The 16,140-nt window shown below is 61.4% G+C and carries 15 protein-coding genes; 6 read left to right on the plus strand and 9 right to left on the minus strand.

Features of this window, described 5'->3' with window-relative positions:
• Positions 1–17: 17 nt before the first annotated feature.
• From EV664_RS17530 to EV664_RS17540, 3 genes are all read right to left on the minus strand, one after another.
• A complete protein-coding gene (locus EV664_RS17530) occupies positions 18–1,271 on the minus strand; it encodes a D-amino acid dehydrogenase (RefSeq protein WP_133497019.1) in 1,254 nt (417 codons plus the stop codon).
• Positions 1,268–1,675 carry a RidA family protein gene (locus tag EV664_RS17535; protein ID WP_133497020.1) on the minus strand — a complete coding sequence of 136 codons (408 nt, stop codon included), beginning with the start codon at positions 1,673–1,675 and terminating at the stop codon, positions 1,268–1,270. Before EV664_RS17535 ends, EV664_RS17530 begins: the two co-directional genes overlap by 4 nt.
• A gap of 135 nt (positions 1,676–1,810) precedes the next feature.
• Entirely contained in the window at positions 1,811–3,955 is a 2,145-nt protein-coding gene (locus EV664_RS17540) for a TonB-dependent receptor (protein ID WP_133497021.1), read from the minus strand.
• A gap of 280 nt (positions 3,956–4,235) precedes the next feature.
• On the opposite strand from EV664_RS17540, the gene EV664_RS17545 reads away from it, so the two are divergent.
• Positions 4,236–5,558: an MFS transporter gene (locus tag EV664_RS17545; RefSeq protein ID WP_162848898.1), complete on the plus strand. Its 1,323-nt coding sequence runs from the start codon at positions 4,236–4,238 to the stop codon at positions 5,556–5,558.
• 53 nt (positions 5,559–5,611) lie between these two features.
• Positions 5,612–6,301 carry a helix-turn-helix domain-containing protein gene (locus EV664_RS17550; RefSeq protein WP_133497023.1) on the plus strand — a complete coding sequence of 230 codons (690 nt, stop codon included), beginning with the start codon at positions 5,612–5,614 and terminating at the stop codon, positions 6,299–6,301.
• Here EV664_RS17550 and EV664_RS17555 read toward each other — a convergent pair.
• Positions 6,298–7,764: a M81 family metallopeptidase gene (locus EV664_RS17555; protein ID WP_133497024.1), complete on the minus strand. Its 1,467-nt coding sequence runs from the start codon at positions 7,762–7,764 to the stop codon at positions 6,298–6,300. The genes EV664_RS17550 and EV664_RS17555 overlap by 4 nt on opposite strands.
• A 217-nt stretch (positions 7,765–7,981) precedes the next feature.
• Between EV664_RS17555 and EV664_RS17560 the strand changes: the two genes are divergently transcribed.
• The 3 genes from EV664_RS17560 to EV664_RS17570 all read left to right on the plus strand — a co-directional run bounded on the left by EV664_RS17560 (position 7,982) and on the right by EV664_RS17570 (position 11,516).
• Entirely contained in the window at positions 7,982–8,980 is a 999-nt protein-coding gene (locus tag EV664_RS17560; RefSeq protein ID WP_133497025.1) for a dipeptidase, read from the plus strand.
• 32 nt (positions 8,981–9,012) lie between these two features.
• Positions 9,013–10,437, plus strand: a complete 1,425-nt coding sequence (locus tag EV664_RS17565) for an aldehyde dehydrogenase family protein (RefSeq protein ID WP_133497026.1) — start codon at positions 9,013–9,015, stop codon at positions 10,435–10,437.
• A gap of 140 nt (positions 10,438–10,577) precedes the next feature.
• On the plus strand, positions 10,578–11,516 hold the full coding sequence (locus EV664_RS17570; RefSeq protein ID WP_133497027.1) for a LysR family transcriptional regulator: 939 nt from the start codon (positions 10,578–10,580) through the stop codon (positions 11,514–11,516).
• A gap of 61 nt (positions 11,517–11,577) precedes the next feature.
• Here the strand turns inward: EV664_RS17570 and EV664_RS17575 are convergent, their stop codons facing one another.
• Positions 11,578–11,826, minus strand: coding sequence for a helix-turn-helix domain-containing protein (locus EV664_RS17575; protein WP_133497028.1), 249 nt, complete (start codon positions 11,824–11,826; stop codon positions 11,578–11,580).
• 68 nt (positions 11,827–11,894) lie between these two features.
• On the opposite strand from EV664_RS17575, the gene EV664_RS17580 reads away from it, so the two are divergent.
• Positions 11,895–12,095: a hypothetical protein gene (locus EV664_RS17580; protein ID WP_133497029.1), complete on the plus strand. Its 201-nt coding sequence runs from the start codon at positions 11,895–11,897 to the stop codon at positions 12,093–12,095.
• A 19-nt stretch (positions 12,096–12,114) separates the two neighbouring features.
• Here the strand turns inward: EV664_RS17580 and EV664_RS17585 are convergent, their stop codons facing one another.
• From EV664_RS17585 to trbL, 4 genes are read right to left on the minus strand one after another with little or no spacing between them, the layout of a single operon-like run.
• Positions 12,115–13,293: a TraB/TrbI/VirB10 family type IV secretion system protein gene (locus EV664_RS17585; protein WP_133497030.1), complete on the minus strand. Its 1,179-nt coding sequence runs from the start codon at positions 13,291–13,293 to the stop codon at positions 12,115–12,117.
• Complete coding sequence (gene trbG / locus EV664_RS17590; protein WP_133497031.1) at positions 13,290–14,135, minus strand: P-type conjugative transfer protein TrbG; 846 nt, start codon at positions 14,133–14,135, stop codon at positions 13,290–13,292. Before trbG ends, EV664_RS17585 begins: the two co-directional genes overlap by 4 nt.
• Positions 14,132–14,821: a conjugal transfer protein TrbF gene (gene trbF, locus EV664_RS17595; protein ID WP_133497032.1), complete on the minus strand. Its 690-nt coding sequence runs from the start codon at positions 14,819–14,821 to the stop codon at positions 14,132–14,134. Before trbF ends, trbG begins: the two co-directional genes overlap by 4 nt.
• Complete coding sequence (trbL, locus tag EV664_RS17600; protein ID WP_133497033.1) at positions 14,818–16,137, minus strand: P-type conjugative transfer protein TrbL; 1,320 nt, start codon at positions 16,135–16,137, stop codon at positions 14,818–14,820. The genes trbF and trbL overlap by 4 nt, the downstream gene beginning before the upstream one ends.
• Positions 16,138–16,140: the final 3 nt, after the last annotated feature.

The raw sequence follows: 16,140 nt of genomic DNA on the forward strand, positions 1-16,140 counted from the left end.
GCAGTTTTGGGATTGGTTCAATGGTAGCGTCCGATGCCAAGGTCTTCGGTGCGGATGGCCGAGGGCCGTCCGGCGATGACATCCGCCAATATGCGACCCGACCCGCACGCCATGGTCCATCCGTAGGTGCCGTGGCCGGTATTTGTGAACAGGTTTGAGATCGGCGTCGAACCGACGATCGGCGTCGTGTCCGGCGTCATAGGTCGCAAGCCGCTCCAGAAGGCCGCTGCGGCCAAGTCGCCCGCGCGCGGGTAGAGACCCTTGACGACCAGCTCCAGCGTTTCGCGCCTATTCGGTGGCAATTGCTTATCGTAGCCGCTGATCTCCGCGGTTCCGGCAACTCGAATGCGATCGCCGAGGCGCGTGACGGCAACCTTATAGGCGTCGTCGATCACCGTCGATTGCGGCGCATTGTCGGGATCGACGATTGGCAGTGTCAGCGAGTAGCCTTTTATCGGATAGATGGGCAGGCGAAGGCCCAGGCGCTTCACCAGAAGGGGGCTATAGCTTCCAAGCGCAAGCACATAGGCATCGCCCCTGACCATCCCGCGATCGGTCAGAACGCCGGACACGAGAGCGCCGTCGCGATCGATGCGTTCGATCGTCTCGTTATAGCGGAACTCGACGCCGGATCGCTCTGCGATCGCGGCGAGCTCGTTACTGAACTTGAAGCAGTCACCGGTCTCGTCATTGGGGAGGCGAAGCCCGCCCGCGACAGGAACCGTGGCGTTCGCCAAACCCGGCTCCACGGCTATGCATCCGGCTCGATCCAGGACCTGGTAGGGAACCCCGTCTGCTTCGAGAACCTTTACGTCCTTCGCAATCGATTCCATCTGAGCGGCGTCGCGAAAAAGCTGCAGCGTTCCTTCGGTTCTCTGGTCGTATTGGATCCCGGTCCGTTGCCGCAGGAGACGCAACTCGTCGCGGCTGAACTCAGCAAGGCGCAGCAGCCGCGCCTTGTTCTCCAGATATTTGGCCTCGCCGCAATTGGCGAGCATTGTCCACAACCAGCGCACCATATCCGGGTCCGCTTTCGGGCGCCAAACGAGGGGTGCGTGCTTGGTGAACAACCATCCCAACGCTTTCCATGGGGTGTTGGGCGTGGCCCACGGCGCGGCATAGCCCGGCGAAATCTCTCCCGCGTTGGCGAAGCTGGTTTCGAGTGCAGGCCCAGGCTGCCGATCCAGAACGACGACTTCATGGCCTTCCTCGGCGAGGTAATAAGCGGTGCTCGTCCCGATGACGCCTGCACCAAGAACGATGATTCTCATGCCGCATCCCGATCGCGCGATGTGTCTGACCGCGCGGCCGTCACCTCGATCTCAACCAGCGCGCCATCCAAGACCAGATCGCTGATGACGGTCGAGCGAACCGGGTAAGGCGCGGAAAACCTGCTTCCATAGATCGCGTTGAATCCGGCGAAGTCGCTCTTCCGCGTCAGCCAGACCGCAACCTTGAACACGTCCCTCAGGGTCAGATCCGCTTGAGCAAGGATCTTTTCGATCGCGTCAATGACTGCCTTGGTCTGCTGCTCGATGCCGTCACCAACAAGTTTGCCGTTGATGAGAGCAAGCTGGCCCGAAAGATAGACGATGCCGTCGATCTCGACCCCTGCCGTCAAGGGCAGCGGTTGTCCCGCCGGACCTATGATCGCTGAACCAATTTGTGTTCGCATGTTGCACCTGGATTTCTTTCGCGAACGATATCACGCGACAAGAAGCGCCCCCGGCGCAATCGCTGCACCGGGGGCGCCGGCCGGCGGCGTTCGCTTTCCCGCCGGCCTCCCGTCAGACGGGGCGCCGCACTTCCATCAGAATTCGAAGCCGACGCGCCCTTCGATCGTCCTCGGTGCACCGTAGTTGGCTTCGAGGCCCGGAGCGCCGCGGAAGTCTCCGAGATTGGCGGCATAGAGTTTGTCGGTGACATTCCGTCCAAGGACCTCGACGTACATGTGGTTCTTGAAGGTCAGACGCGCCGATAGGTTGAGCAACCCGTATCCGGGTGACCGCTCGGTGCGGTAGTCGCGTAGGTTCGAGGCAAAAAGATATGATGACCGGTGATTCCAGTCCGCACGAAGACGAAGCGCGGTCTCGCCGAAATTGGCATCATACTGGCCGCCGAGCGAATATTCCCATTTCGGAGCGAGCGGCAAAGGCTGATCATTATAATCGATGCCTTGGCGATTTACAAAACCGTGCAGCTTCGAGTCGAGATAGGTGAGGCCACCGTCGAGACTGAAGCCTCCCCCGACACGAAAGCGACCGCTAATCTCACCGCCGGTAATGTTGGCGCTTCCGGCGTTGTTGATGGTTACCAGTGTCGCCGTGCCCGAGACCACCGCATTCCTAAGCTGGAGATCCTTGTAATCGTAGTGGAAAACGGACGCGTCGATGAAGAAACGATTATCGAGCAGGGTCGCCTTCACGCCAGCGTCATAGTCGGTCACGCGTTCCGGCTTGAACGACAGGTTTGCCTGCTGCGAGTTCAGGCCGCCGGCCTTGAAGCCCTGCGCGAAATTGAAATAAGCCATGACGTCGGGCGTGGCCTGCCATGTGATACGCGCACGCGGTGTCGCCGAATTGTAGCTCACTTTGCCGGCGCCTGAGGGAAGCACAACCGCGACCGTGTCGGCTTTCTTGTCTTCCGTCGTATAGCGCAAGCCGCCAAGGACAGTCAGGGTATCGGTCAGCTTATAGCTCAATTCGGCATAGGCGCCGAGCGAACGGTTGCGCGCCTGCGTGTCGAGCGAGATCACGCCATCCTCGTTGAGGAAGATGAACTCGTGCGCGGTTTCCTGGTAGGCGAACACGCCTGCCGTGTAGTTGAACCGCCCGGAGCCATTACTCGCGATCTGTGCTTCCAGTGTATCGGCCTTCGATTTCACATTCGAAATCTGGTACCAGCCAAACGCCGGATCGGACGACAGGTCGATGTCCTGGAGATCATTCGCCCGATAGTCCGTATGCCCATAAATCAGCTTGGCGGTCGCGAACCCGAGATCGGCGTCGAGAGACGCGGAGCCCACGAACGATTTGCGTCGGCTGATGTAAGGCGTGTCATGACGAATATTGCGCGGATCCTGGCGTTCAAATTGCGGCGCAGTCAGAAAGCCGGTCGGCAAGCCCGGCAGCGCTGGATAAGGCGTTTGCGAATAGCCGTAGCCCACATTCCCGCGATCATCGGTATATTCGGCGGTCGCATGGAATGTAATTGCCGAGGACAACTGACTCTTCAGAACGCCGCGCACCGAGCGAATATTCGTCTGATCATCCTTCGAGGATTGATCGGTCAGGTTCTTGGTGTACCCGTCGTCGTGCGCGTAATAGCCGGAGATACGGATCGCGGTCCCGTCGGTGATCGGGGCGTTGAGAGCCGCCGACGCTTCCATTAGTCCATAGCTTCCGCCGCCGATATAGCCGTTGCCAGAGAGCGTATCGGTCGGCTGCTGGCTGATGATGTTGATGACGCCGCCTGTCGCGTTGCGGCCGTAAAGCGTTCCCTGGGGCCCTTTGAGCACTTCGACACGCTGTACATCGTATAGCGCACCAAGCACCATGTTCGATCGGGACAAATAAACTCCGTCGAGATAAGTCGCGACCGAAGGGTCCGCAGAGATGGCGCGTACATTGTTCGCGATGCCGCGAATGGCGACTACCGTCTCTCGATTGGTTGGCTGCATGAGAAGGCCCGGCGTGATCGTCTGAAGATCGCTGGTTTGCGCTATGCCTCGCGAGGTCAACTGTTCGCCCGAAAAGGCGGTGATCGCGAGCGGGACCTTACTGAGATTCTCGCTGCGCTTCTGCGCCGTAACGACGATATCGCCAGTGGTGTCGGACGTGTCAGTCGAACTCGCAGCGGCCGGCGGCGCGGCTTGCGGACTCGGTGCTTGCTGCGCAGCGGCCGCGGTGCTGATCGCCAACGCGCTTGCAGCAAGCGCAAATCGAATAGTTTTCATCTTGCCCCCCTTCACCTGTGTGGTTTCGGTCCGAGTCGTTAGCTCTGTTTTTCAAAAATGGCAAATATATTTCATGTCTAGACAAAACGTGAGAAATCGCTGCAAGATGGGCTGGGACAGGCTAAGCATCAGCAAGAGAGGACAGGCGATTGGCGCTTCCAGCAAAAAACGACGACCATCGCGACCGACCGGGCCATTTCGATGATGCAGCCACCCCTGTCATGGGTACCGAGCCGTTTGGGAAGCATGCATCGCCGGTCAATTGGTGGGGGGTCAATCAGTGACTGGGGCTGCGTTAACACCGCAGCTTAGCGAAGCTGAAGCACGCCCTTCCGCGGTCAAGGCCTGGTGGACCGTCGCGATCTTCTGCGTCTGTGCGATACTGTCCTATACGGACCGCCAGATTCTTGGGCTTCTGGTCGATCCGCTGCGGGCCGATCTCGCAATCTCCGACACGCAGGTCAGCCTTCTTCAGGGTCTCGCCTTCGCGATCATTTACTCGTTCGCGGGCCTTCCAATGGGACGTCTTGCCGACATGGTCTCGAGGCGGCGGCTCATCATGGCTGGCGTCGTTATCTGGACTGCGGCAACGGTCGCCTGCGGTCTGGTTGCGGACTTTGGACAGCTGTTTGCTGCGCGCGTGTTTGTCGGTATCGGCGAGGCGGCTCTGGCACCCGCGGCGATCTCGATGATCGGCGACATTTTCCCACCACAACGTCGTGGCACTGCGCTCGGCATCTTCGCGATGGGCATGATCGTTGGCAGTGGTGCTGCCCTCAGCGTAGGCGGCCAGTTACTGCAAGCCGCCCAAGATGGCTGGTTTCAGGGCTGGCCAATCGTGGGCCAACGCGCACCGTGGCGGGCCGTGCTCCTGCTGCTTGCTCTACCCGGCGTGGTCATGCTCCTGCTGCTGGCAACCATCGCCGAGCCGATCCGCCACAAGCGTAGCTGGCAAGGTTCAGGAGTGCCGATCAGCGCGGTATTCGCCGGGAAACGGCACCTTCTCCTGCCGCTGCTCGCAGCGATGGCGTTTATGTCGGCCGGCGACTTCGCCCTTCTCAATTGGACACCCTCGCTCCTCGCGCGACGCTTTCACGAGCAGCCAGGCCTTATCGGTTCGCAGCTGGGTGCCATCGCCATGACCGCTGGCGCCTTGGGAGCTTTGATCGGTGGCTGGCTGTCCGACCGCCTGGGTGCAATCGGCGGCTTGACCCTCCGGGCTCGTACCGCTGCCTTGATCTGCCTGGTCGCTGCCCCGGCAGCGACCATTGCCTTCTGGACGACCACTGGGCCCATCTACGTCGTTTTCGGACTCTGGGTCTTCGCCTCGACCTGCGTCGGCACAATGGGCATCGCCGCCGTCCAGCAGTCGGTTCCGTCAGAGGCGCGCGGACTGACGACGGCGGTCAACGCCTTTTCGAACATGACAGTGGGCCTTGGGCTTGGCACGATGGTCACGGCGTTGATCACCGAGCATGTTTTTCATGATCCGCTTGCCGTCGGAAAATCGCTGTCGCTGGTCACTTTTTTCGCGGCCTGTGTCGGAATTATCTCGTTCCTGATCGCGTCGCAGCGCGCGTGCGAGCAAAATGTGAAAGGCTGAAAACAACTTGGAACGCGCTTGGCGCAATCGACAAAACAGCGTAGGAATTTTCTATGCCTGAAAAAAGTACATCCGCAACGTCGATTGCCCGCCCCGGCGATGTTCTCAAGGCCCTTCGCGCAGAGAAGGGATGGACGCTCCAGGAGGTGAGCCGACGGACCGGTATGCCGATCTCAACCTTGTCCAAGATCGAGCATGGCAAGATGTCGCTCACCTACGACAAGATCACGCGTCTCAGTCGCGGTCTCGAAGTCGACATAGAGCGGCTGTTTGCGTCATCGCCTCATCCCGATCCCAGCGCCCCTATCAGGCTCCCGGCGGGTCGCCGCAGCGTCAGCCGCTCCGGTGAGGGGACATTGATGGAATCGGACGTCTATTCCTCGCTTTATCCAGCCGCTGACCTTCTCGCCAAGAAGCTCCTGCCCATCGTGACCGAAGTGAAAGTCCGCAGCCTTGCCGAATTTGGGCCGCTTCTGCGTCACTCAGGCGACGAATATTCCTATGTAGTTGAAGGTGCGATCGAGCTTCATACCGACCTTTATGCGCCGCTTCGTCTTGAAGTCGGCGACTCCGTCTATTTCGACAGCACAACGCCCCATGCGTATATCGCGGCAGCTCCGGGCACCTGCAAGCTTGTCACCGTCTGCTCGGCGGACAGCGCCGAGCTGCGCACCGAGCTCGAAGCATCTGTGCAGTTCTCGAACACTGAACCCAAGATCGGCCGCGGCGGCCGAACAGGTTAAGCTGGTCGGCCGAGAGGATCGTCGACGGCGGGAAAGTAAGGCATTGGCCTGCGCTTTCGATAGGCGATCCGCTCGAACGCCATGTCGATCGCGCCAGGTGTTGCTATCTCGAAGAGATGATCGCTGATTGGCTCGAAATGCTCGCGGAAATGCTGCGAGGATTTAACCACGATGATGTGCTTGTCACTGAGGTCGATGCCGAGCCCGGTAAAGGCGTCGGGGGCGAATGTCTGGGTGCGAACCGAGTTGATCACGACATCGACGCCCATGATTTCGAGCCATACCGTCCGACCCATGGGGATACGCGACGGTCCCGGGCCGCCCTGGTCGAACTCTTCACGAACCGCCATTATCCTGGCGTCGTAATCGCGGCTCCCACCCGATGCCGGCCCACACTTCCCGCCGAGGCGAACGGAAAGCCTCGTGCCGACGCCGGCATCCGCACATGCCGCGGCGACGATCGGATCCCAGATGCATCCGAATGCGGCGCGTTCAACCCGGCGTTCAATCAATTCATCGAGGACCGCGACCGTGTCGCTTGGCGCCCCGCCTCCGGCATTGTCGCCCACGTCCCCAAGGACGACGCGGCCGTCGAGAACCATAGCCTTGGCGATCGCTTCGGGGATTCGAGGGTAGCGCGGCAAGAGTGCGTGTCTCTGTTCATAGATGCGCAGCCCGAGTTCCTCCGCGGTCTGCGCTGCCAGCGCACGATCGTGATCGGCATAGACCAGCATTTTGCTTCCGGTCTCCCATGTGTCCCCCCACGGAAATCCATGGACGAAGCTTACCGACAGGATGCCAGGACGCGTCTCCGCCTCTCGCAAATCCCGAACGAGCCCAGACATAGGTTCGCGCATCGTCGGGTAGAAGCCGATCATCTGGCAGTCGAACAGTGCTGGCACGGGCCTGATCTCACCCCGGGCAGCCTTCAGCGCCAGCCCGTAAAGCTCCTCGGCCCGGACAAGATAATCGACATGGGGATATTCCTTGAACAGAATGACGAGCGATGCCGCCTCCAATAGGCGCTCCGATACGTGACAGTGCGGATCATGCTCGGCCGCGATAATCGTTTCCGGGCCAACAACTTCCCGGATGCGCTCTACCAGGTCCGCTTCGCAATCGTCGCATTCGGTCGAGACCATGGCGCCGTGCAGCCAGAGTAGCACCACGTCGAACGGGCCCTCCCGAACGAGATCCGCCAGAATCGTCTCGACCATATTTTCATAAAAGGCATGGACGGTTGGTCCAGACGGTTCGGCGGTGGCGAACAGGCTCTCAACGAACGCGTGCCCATCCCGGCCTGCGAGATCGCGATATTGGCGCGCGACAAGATTCTCCCGCATATCGCCCGATGCGCTGGCGTTTCCGGGATAGAAGCCGCCCTCGTGAAAGGCGGCTTCGCCGGTAGGCCAGGGTGCAAAGGTGTTGGTCTCAGTCGAGAGCCCGGCTGTAAAGATTCGCACTCTCGATTCTCCAAAACTGAAAATTTTTCTAACTGCCTATTGGCTGAGGGTCTTGGCGTCAATCCCGAGCGTTTTAACTCGTCCCTTCGAGAAAAATCGCGGCGACCCTTTGGGCCACTGCTGGGATTCACCGTCAATTGGACCTTGACGCTTGCAAAAGTTTGCTACTTTTGAAAAATCGTAGACCGCGGCATTCCTGAGGACTAAGGGAGAGGATATGGATATCAACGCCACACACCGCGAAGCGATCATCGTCGATGGCGTGGCGCCTCTTCTGCAGCGCCAGAAATATGTTGATCTGTACAAGGCCGGTGGAGTGACATGCGTCGCACCCACGCTTTCGACGACCGAAAATGCCGCGGATGCCTTCCGGGCGGCTGCAGGATGGCTAGGTTTCATCGATCGTCGCCCCGATCTGCTGCACGTTCGAACCGTCGACGATATCGCGCGCGCCAAGCGCGAAGATCGGCTCGGCATCCTCTTCCATTTCCAGGGGACATCGCCGTTCGAACAGGATCTAGATCTCGTCGCAGCCTTCGAAGCCGTAGGCGTGCGCATGGCGATGCTCACCTATAACACCCGCAACTATGTGGGCGACGGATGCGAGGAAGAGAGCGACGCCGGTCTCAGCCGGTTTGGCCGTAAATTGATCGAGGCGCTGAACCGCACAGGGATCACTGTCGATCTGACGCACACCGGAAAGCGAACGACCATGGAGGCGATGGAGGTATCAACCAAGCCCGTCGTTTTCTCGCATTCCAACGCCAAGGCGCTTCTCGACGTCCAGCGCAATATCGACGACGAGCAAGCACGCGCGGCAGCTCGGACCGGTGGTTTGGTCGCCGTGACCTTGGCGCCCTATTTCATCACCGTCGGACGCAAGCCGACCATCGATGATTTCGTCGACCATCTCGCCCACTTCGCCAATCTCGTCGGTTGCGACCACGTCGGCATAGGCCTGGACTATTATTGGGGGCAGCAACCCTTTGCCAGCGACCAGGAGGCCGACGATCTTTGGTCCGAATTCGTCGCGGCCGGAATCTGGGATCCGGCAACCTATCCGCGGCCGCCTCACTATTATCCTGACTCACTCGCTACCCCTGCCGAGCTGTCGGGCCTCACCGCGGCACTGGACCGGCGCGGCTTCTCCGAAGTCGAGATTCTGAAAATTCTCGGCGCCAACTGGCTTCGCGTGTTCCGCGACACCTGGCGCTAGGCGACCGCTCGAAATCGACAAGGACGATCTGCATGCACGACAATCTAATAGGTGGCGACTGGGTAGGCAGCTCGTCCCTTCTCTCGAACATCAACCCCTCCGACATCACCGAAAACGTCGGCAACTATGCCAAGGCGAGCCAAGCCGATGTGGCGAGGGCCGCCGAGGCGGCGCGCGCCGCGTTTCCAGCTTGGCGAAATGCGACGGCGCAATTGCGAGCAGACATCCTTGCCGCAGCCGGCGAAGAGATTCTGGCACGCCGTGACGAACTCGGCGCCTTGCTGGCACGGGAAGAGGGGAAGGTTCTTGCCGAAGCGATCGGCGAGGTAGTGCGCGCTGGTCGGATTTTCCGCTTCTTCGCTGGAGAAGCCGTCCGAACCCCCGGAGAGATTCTTCCCCAGGTGCGGCTAGGCGTCGATGTCGAGGTAACCCGTGAACCAGTCGGCGTTGTCGGGATCATCACGCCGTGGAATTTTCCAATCGCGATACCGGCGTGGAAAATCGCCCCGGCTCTCGCGTTCGGCAACTGCGTTCTGTTCAAGCCGTCCGAATTGACGCCGGCAATGGGCTGGATGCTCACCGACATCCTCCTGCGAGCCGGGCTTCCGCGAGGCGTGCTGTCGCTGTTGATGGGTGAGGGTCGCGACGTGGGTGCTGCCCTCGTAGAGACCGTCGACGCCATCAGCTTTACGGGATCTGTTCAAACCGGCCATTCGATTATGGCGGCTGCAAGCCAGCGAATGCCGAAGCTCCAGCTCGAGATGGGCGGCAAGAACCCGCTGATCGTCCTCGACGATGCGGATCTGACTTTGGCGGCCGAGGTTGCCGCGAATGGTGCCTTCGGACAGACCGGCCAGCGTTGCACGGCATCAAGCCGGCTCATCGTCACCGCCGGTATCCATGACCGCTTTGTGGCAGCGCTTCAAGAACGCCTCGAAGCCTTCGTGGTCGACAATGCCATGAAACCGGGCAGCCAAATCGGCCCGGTGATCGATCAGCGCCAGCTCGATAAAAATCAAAACTATATCGAGATCGCCAAATCCGAGGGTGCGAAGGTTTATGGCGGCGAACTGCTCCAGCGCGACACGCCCGGGTTCTACATGCGCCCGTGCCTCTTCCTTGAGACAAACTCCGGGATGCGTATCAACCGCGAAGAAATCTTCGGCCCTATTGCCTCAGTCGTCCGCGCGGCAAATTATGAGGAAGCGCTCGCGATCGCGAATGACACGGAATATGGTCTTTCCGCCGGCATTTGCACGACGTCGCTCAAATACGCCCAGCACTTCCGCCGCCATGTTGAAGCTGGTCTCGCGATGGTCAACTTGCCGACTGCTGGCCTGGACTATCACGCTCCGTTCGGAGGCACCAAAGCATCCAGTTTTGGTCCGCGCGAACAAGGTAGTTATGCGGTCGACTTCTACACAGTAACAAAGACCGCGTACATCTCCCCAGGCTGACAGGAATCATTCACTTATTTTACCGATTTTCGACAACGGCTACCGGGCCGAGCGCATCCGTCTTTCATGGGTGTCGACCAGGGGCTTCAATCCCTGGCCACTTCATATGTCAGTCTCACCTACTTTTATGGCTATCGCTGGTGAGTAAGGGGATAAAGCGACAACCTCGTCGTTCGGCTGCTCGGCCGGACTTTCACCAACTCGAAACTTTCCTCAAAGTCGTCGAAACGCGTAGCTTCGCAAATGCTGCTCGGCAGATTGGGATTAGCCAGCCGGCGGTCAGTCAAACGATTGCTAGGCTGGAAGAGATCTATGGTGCAGACCTGTTCGAGCGCCATCGAGGCGCTCCTGTTGCCCTGACGCCCGTCGGCCGCGCGATTCTGCCAAAAGCCAAATTGCTACTGTTCATGGTGGATGCCCAAATGTCGCGGGCAGTTGAGACTGCTCAAAGCATAAGGGGCGTGCTTACAATTGGATTCCATTCGGGGCTTGCGAATGGCCCGCTTAATGTTGCAATTTCGGAGTTTCTCTCGAGCAAACCAGACGTTGAGCTTCGCATTGTCGAAGCTTCACCAAGCGATCTCTATCGTCAGCTTAATGAGCGATCCATCGATTTGATGTTCGTGGCGCTGTTCCCCGACTTGGACCACGGCCCCAACGTACAGGAACGACTTTGGGACGAACAACTCGTCGTCGGCTTGGCCGAGGGTCATCCCTTGGCCGATCGTAGCACTTTGACCTGGAATGAAGTTTCTCGCTTGCCGATCATTCTTCGCTCCAACCAAGGAGATTTGTGGTCATATCGGACCGTTGCCGCCAGAATGCGAGATCAGCCTTTTGAATGCGGTCTGCACGATGTATCGCGAGGCACGCTCATAGAAATGGTTCGACTTGGCATTGGTGCGACGATCCTGCTTTCTTCAGGAGCTGTCCCTCGGGATGGTGTAGCCTATAGACCAATCGCCGACAGAGACGCCATTGTACACATTGAAGGACTCTGGCCCAGACATGATCGCAACCCGATCCGGCACAGCCTGCTGTCCTACGTCCGCAAACATGCCCAAGGATCGGAACCGTGAGTATTGCGGAAGAGTCCACTGCTCTTGCTCAATTCTATGGCCATCGTATCGGCAGGAGTAATCAATCCTGCGTGATTTGATCCTCCTCATCATCGGGGATGGTATCTTCAGAAAAGAGGTCCGCTGGTCGCAACTTGAGCGCTTCGCACACCCCCCATATCGTCAATAGCGTGACGTTCTGCTCGCCACGCTCCATCAAGCCGACATAGGCGCGGTCGACGCCCATTCTCGCACCAACAGCCTCCTGGCTGAGTTTGGCGGCCAAACGATAATGACGCAGGTTGCGACCGAAGAGCTTGCGAATATCCATCGCAAGGTTAGAAGCGATCCGGGTACTTTAGTGCTACGTATTATAACACCCTAACGCTTGGAGGCTCGATGGGCCAACGATCGAATCAGTGTGCAGAAATCCCGACGTCGGCCGCTGGACGGCAATCCGTTGGCCGGCGCATCGAAGCCGAACGTCTGATCGATCTGGCGAAGGCTCTGCTCACTGAGCCCGAGGAAGAGATAGCCGCGATCTATCTAGATCACGCTGTCGATGCGTTGCGCATGATCGCGATCCACCCAGTCTCGTAGGGCATTGTTAGCGCTGCCCTCATGTCGGCGCTAGCAGCAAGTCCCGCGACACGAGCACCCGCACCCGCGCGCCTGGCCGTATCGTGATCGCCGGCTGCACATCGAGTTGACGCGACACGATCTTGTCTCCTGCACTTTCGACCGACCGTCCCGCGCTTTCTCGAATCGCAAAAGCGATGTCCGCATTGTCGCCGCCCGTTGTAGCGGCATTCGCACCAACCCCGAACAACGTCGACAGCAGGCCTGCCACCAGAAGCTTGCCTGTATGGCTGTTGACCCGATCCGCGAAGCCGGATTGCCCGGCCCCGTCTGTCCCGATCATACGACCGAGGTTGATCGAGCGCCCATCCGGGAAGATCATCCGTGTCCAGACCACCAACACGCGAGACTGACCGTAGGTCACACGCGCGTCGTATGTGCCGATCAGCCGCGCGCCCTGCGGAATCAGCCGGCTCCGGCCGGTCGCACTATCGAACACATCCTCTGTCACCTGGGCCACGACCTGGCCGGGAAGGTCGGAAGACAGGCCGGTGATCAGAGCGGCGGCGATCGTCGATCCGGCGGAGATAACATAGCGACCAGCGGGCGCGTTCAGCCTGCCACTGTTCACGGTCGGCTGCGCGCCGCCGCCGGCAACGAACGCCGCCTTACGATCCTGCGCATCGGCGTTTCCGGCGCGCGCTTCATTGCTGGGCGCTTCTCCGGGAGGCGCGGCGACGGGTTCCGGTGCGGAGGCCACGGCTCTCACGCCGTCGCCCGCGCCGGCGAACAGCTTGCTCGACCGCGCACTGTCGCGTTGTTGTCGACGACGCTGCTGGTCCGCCGCTGCTTCATTATTGACGGGAGCCGCTGATCCGGATGCAGGGCCAGAAGGCGGCTGCGGTGTGACCGGCTCGGTCGCAGTCGCCGGCGCCGCGATACCGGCGGCGGCAGTCCGAGCCAAATCCCCATAGTTTTTCGGCGCATCGGCAAGCGCGTCGGTATTGCGGCGTTCAACAGACACGGTTTCCTGAGGGACTTCGGTGCGATGGCTCATGGTCAGACTGTAGCCGAGCGCCGCAGCCACTCCGAGCGCGCTGACCCCGGTGAGCGTCACCAGCGCCTTGCGCGATAGCCGCCGCGGTGTTGGCGCGGGTGCGCGGGTCGCGATCGGCGACCGCGCCGCCGGATCAACCGGACGATCGTCGGGACCGCTCATTTGCCGGTCTCCCGGGCACGCGTGCGCTCGATCCGCACAATCTGCTGCTTCTTCGTGCCCAGCCGCAGCTCGGCGACGGAGAACAACCGGTCGACCACCATGTAGCGGCCCGACACCCGATAGTTGACCAGTTCGGCCTTCTTCCTCTCGCCGATCAGGAATAGCGGCGGCAGTTCGCTCTGCGCGATCGTGGCCGGGAAGAGGATGTAGGTCTTCGCGCCGTCGTCGAACACCTGGACTGGCTTCCACGCCGGATTGGCCCCGGTCAGCCGGTAGGCGAAGTCGAGGTTGGCCGGATCGATGCCGGTCTGGACCTGCGTGTTCGCCACCGCGTTCGCAGCCTCGATCCGGGCGCGCACCGCTATCAGCTCGTCCTGAGGATAGGACCAGCCGACGCTCGCCATATAGATGCCAGGCGTCGAGCGGAGCTCGATGTGATAGGTGCGCCTGTCGGTGTTGATGACGAGATTGGTGCGGATGCCGGGGTCGGTCGGCTTGATCAGGATATGCGTGCGGCGGCCAGTGCCAGTGCCGCTCGCTGCCTCGCCGATCACCCAGCGCACCGTGTCGCCGGAGGCGACCGCGCCGGTGTCGGAAAGCGTCTCACCCTCCTGCAGCATGATGTCAGTAACCTGGCCTACCGCCGCATAGACTTGGTAGAGTCCGCCCGGCGCATAGACAAACAACTGGGTCGCACCCTGCCAGCCGGCGGCGCGTGGACTGACTCGTGCTGCTTCAGTGGCAGCGGCGACCGGGCGTACGGATGCCGGCGTCGATTGCGCAAACGCGGGCATAGAGGCGAGCAACAAAGGCGTGGCGAACAAGGGCAGACGCATGATCATTCTCCAAGATCCTGGGACCAGTTGATGGCGTGGACATAGAGTCCGAGCGGGTTGCGGCTGAGGGTCGCAGCATCGTTCGGGCTACGGACCACGATCGTCAGGACCGCCGTCCAGTGGGTCGTGGCGCTGAGCTGGCCGTGGTCGTAGTGACGCTCGTCCCACGCGACGCGGAAACTGTCGGCGGACGCCCGCACGACATTCTTCACGTCGACCGACACCTGTTTGTCGGCGAGATCGGCGAACGGATCGCTGGCGCGCGCATATTCATTGAGCACCGCCGCGCCCTGCTCGGTCGTGAAGTCGTAGGCGGCCGCGAGGTTCTGCCTGAGCACGATCGCATCGGCGGGTCGCGACCGCACATTCTCGATGAACCGCGCGAGATGCCACGCGATCTGCGGATCAGTCGGGCGGAAGTTGGAATCGGCCGGCGACACCGCGCGTGCGGCGCCCAGCCGGTCAACCTCGACGACATAGGGCACGATCTTGCTGCCGAACCGCAGCCGCAGATTGTCGGTCACCGACAGCGACAGGAGCGCGGTCGCGCCGAACGCCATCAGCCGCCAGCTATGGGCCTGTGCGCGCGCTGAGCCGATGCGATCATCCCAAGCCTGGCCGGCGCGCTGGTAAGGGGTTTCAGGGGTCGGCTCGCGCCCGAGGCGCGACGAGGGACGACGGAACGGGTTCATGAGCGATCCTCCAGCGAGATGTGAGCAGAGCCGCCGTGATGGTCGGCCGAGCGAAGGGTGTGCGCCGCCATGGTCGCGCCCTGGACCATGGCTTGCCGGCGGCGCAGGCGCTTCGCCCAGGCGGGAGCCGGGGTTTCCGCGGGGGCCGCAGTGGAGGTGCCGGCGGCTTCGACGGCGAGCGGTTCCGGCGCCGCACTGCTTTCGGCTCCGCCCTGGGGCGCGGAGACCGAGCCGTCATCGACAGCACTGCCGCCGCTCGATCCGCCCCCCGGCGCTCCGGACGGCGGGGGAACCGTCGGAGCGCCGCCCGTCGGCGCCTGGGGAGCTGGCGGCGCAGGCGGGGATCCACCGCCTGCCCCGGGGGCGCTGGGCGAGCCGGAGGACCGGGAAAGGGTGGAGGCAGCAGCCGATCCCGCGCGGCTGGCAAGCCCGGCGGCGCCGGCGACGCCCATCGTGGCCGCGGCACCAATCCCCGCGACCGTCGCGCCGGTCGCGACGGCGGCGCCGGCACCAAGCTGGGGACCGCCTGAAATCAGGCCGGAGGCGATGCCGGGGCCGAAGATGGCGAGCCCGAGCAGCGTCAGCGCGGCAAGCGCGAGACTGACCACCTGTTCGATCGTCGGCTGCGCGCCGCCGAAATCGATCACAAAGTCTCGGAAGATGGTCGAGCCGATGCCGATGATGACGGCGAGCACGAGAACTTTGACGCCGGTCGCCATGACATTGCCGAGCACGCGCTCGGCGAGGAAGGCGGTGCGGCCGAACAGCCCGAACGGCACCAGCACAAAGCCAGCGAGCGTCGAGAGCTTGAACTCGATCAGCGTGACAAACAGCTGGATCGCGATGATAAGGAAGGCGAGGAGCACGATCGCCCAGGCAATCAGCAGCACCGCAATCTGCACGAAGTTGGTGAAGAAGCCGACCGGCCCGACGAGCAACGATGCCTGGTCTAGCAGCGGCTGCCCCGCATCGATGCCGATCTGCGCGATCTTGCCGGGATGGAGCAGGTCGTCCGGGCTGCCCGAGCCTGCCGCCTTGAGTCCAATCCCCGAAAAGCTCAGATAGATGATCTTGGCGAGGCCGTTCCAGTTCGAGATCAGGAACGCGAAGAAACCGACCTGCAGCGTCTTCTTGACCAACCGCGCGACAACATCTTCGCCGTCGCCCCAGGTCCAGAACAGCATGGCGAGCGTCACATCGATGACGATCAGGGAACTTGCGAGAAACCCGACATCGCCGCGGATCAGCCCGAACCCGGAATCGATGTAGCGCGCGAAGAGATCGAGAAACCGATCGATGACGCCCGTGCCTTCCATGGC

This window comes from Stakelama pacifica (assembly GCF_004361835.1).
Lineage (GTDB): Bacteria > Pseudomonadota > Alphaproteobacteria > Sphingomonadales > Sphingomonadaceae > Sphingomonas > Sphingomonas pacifica.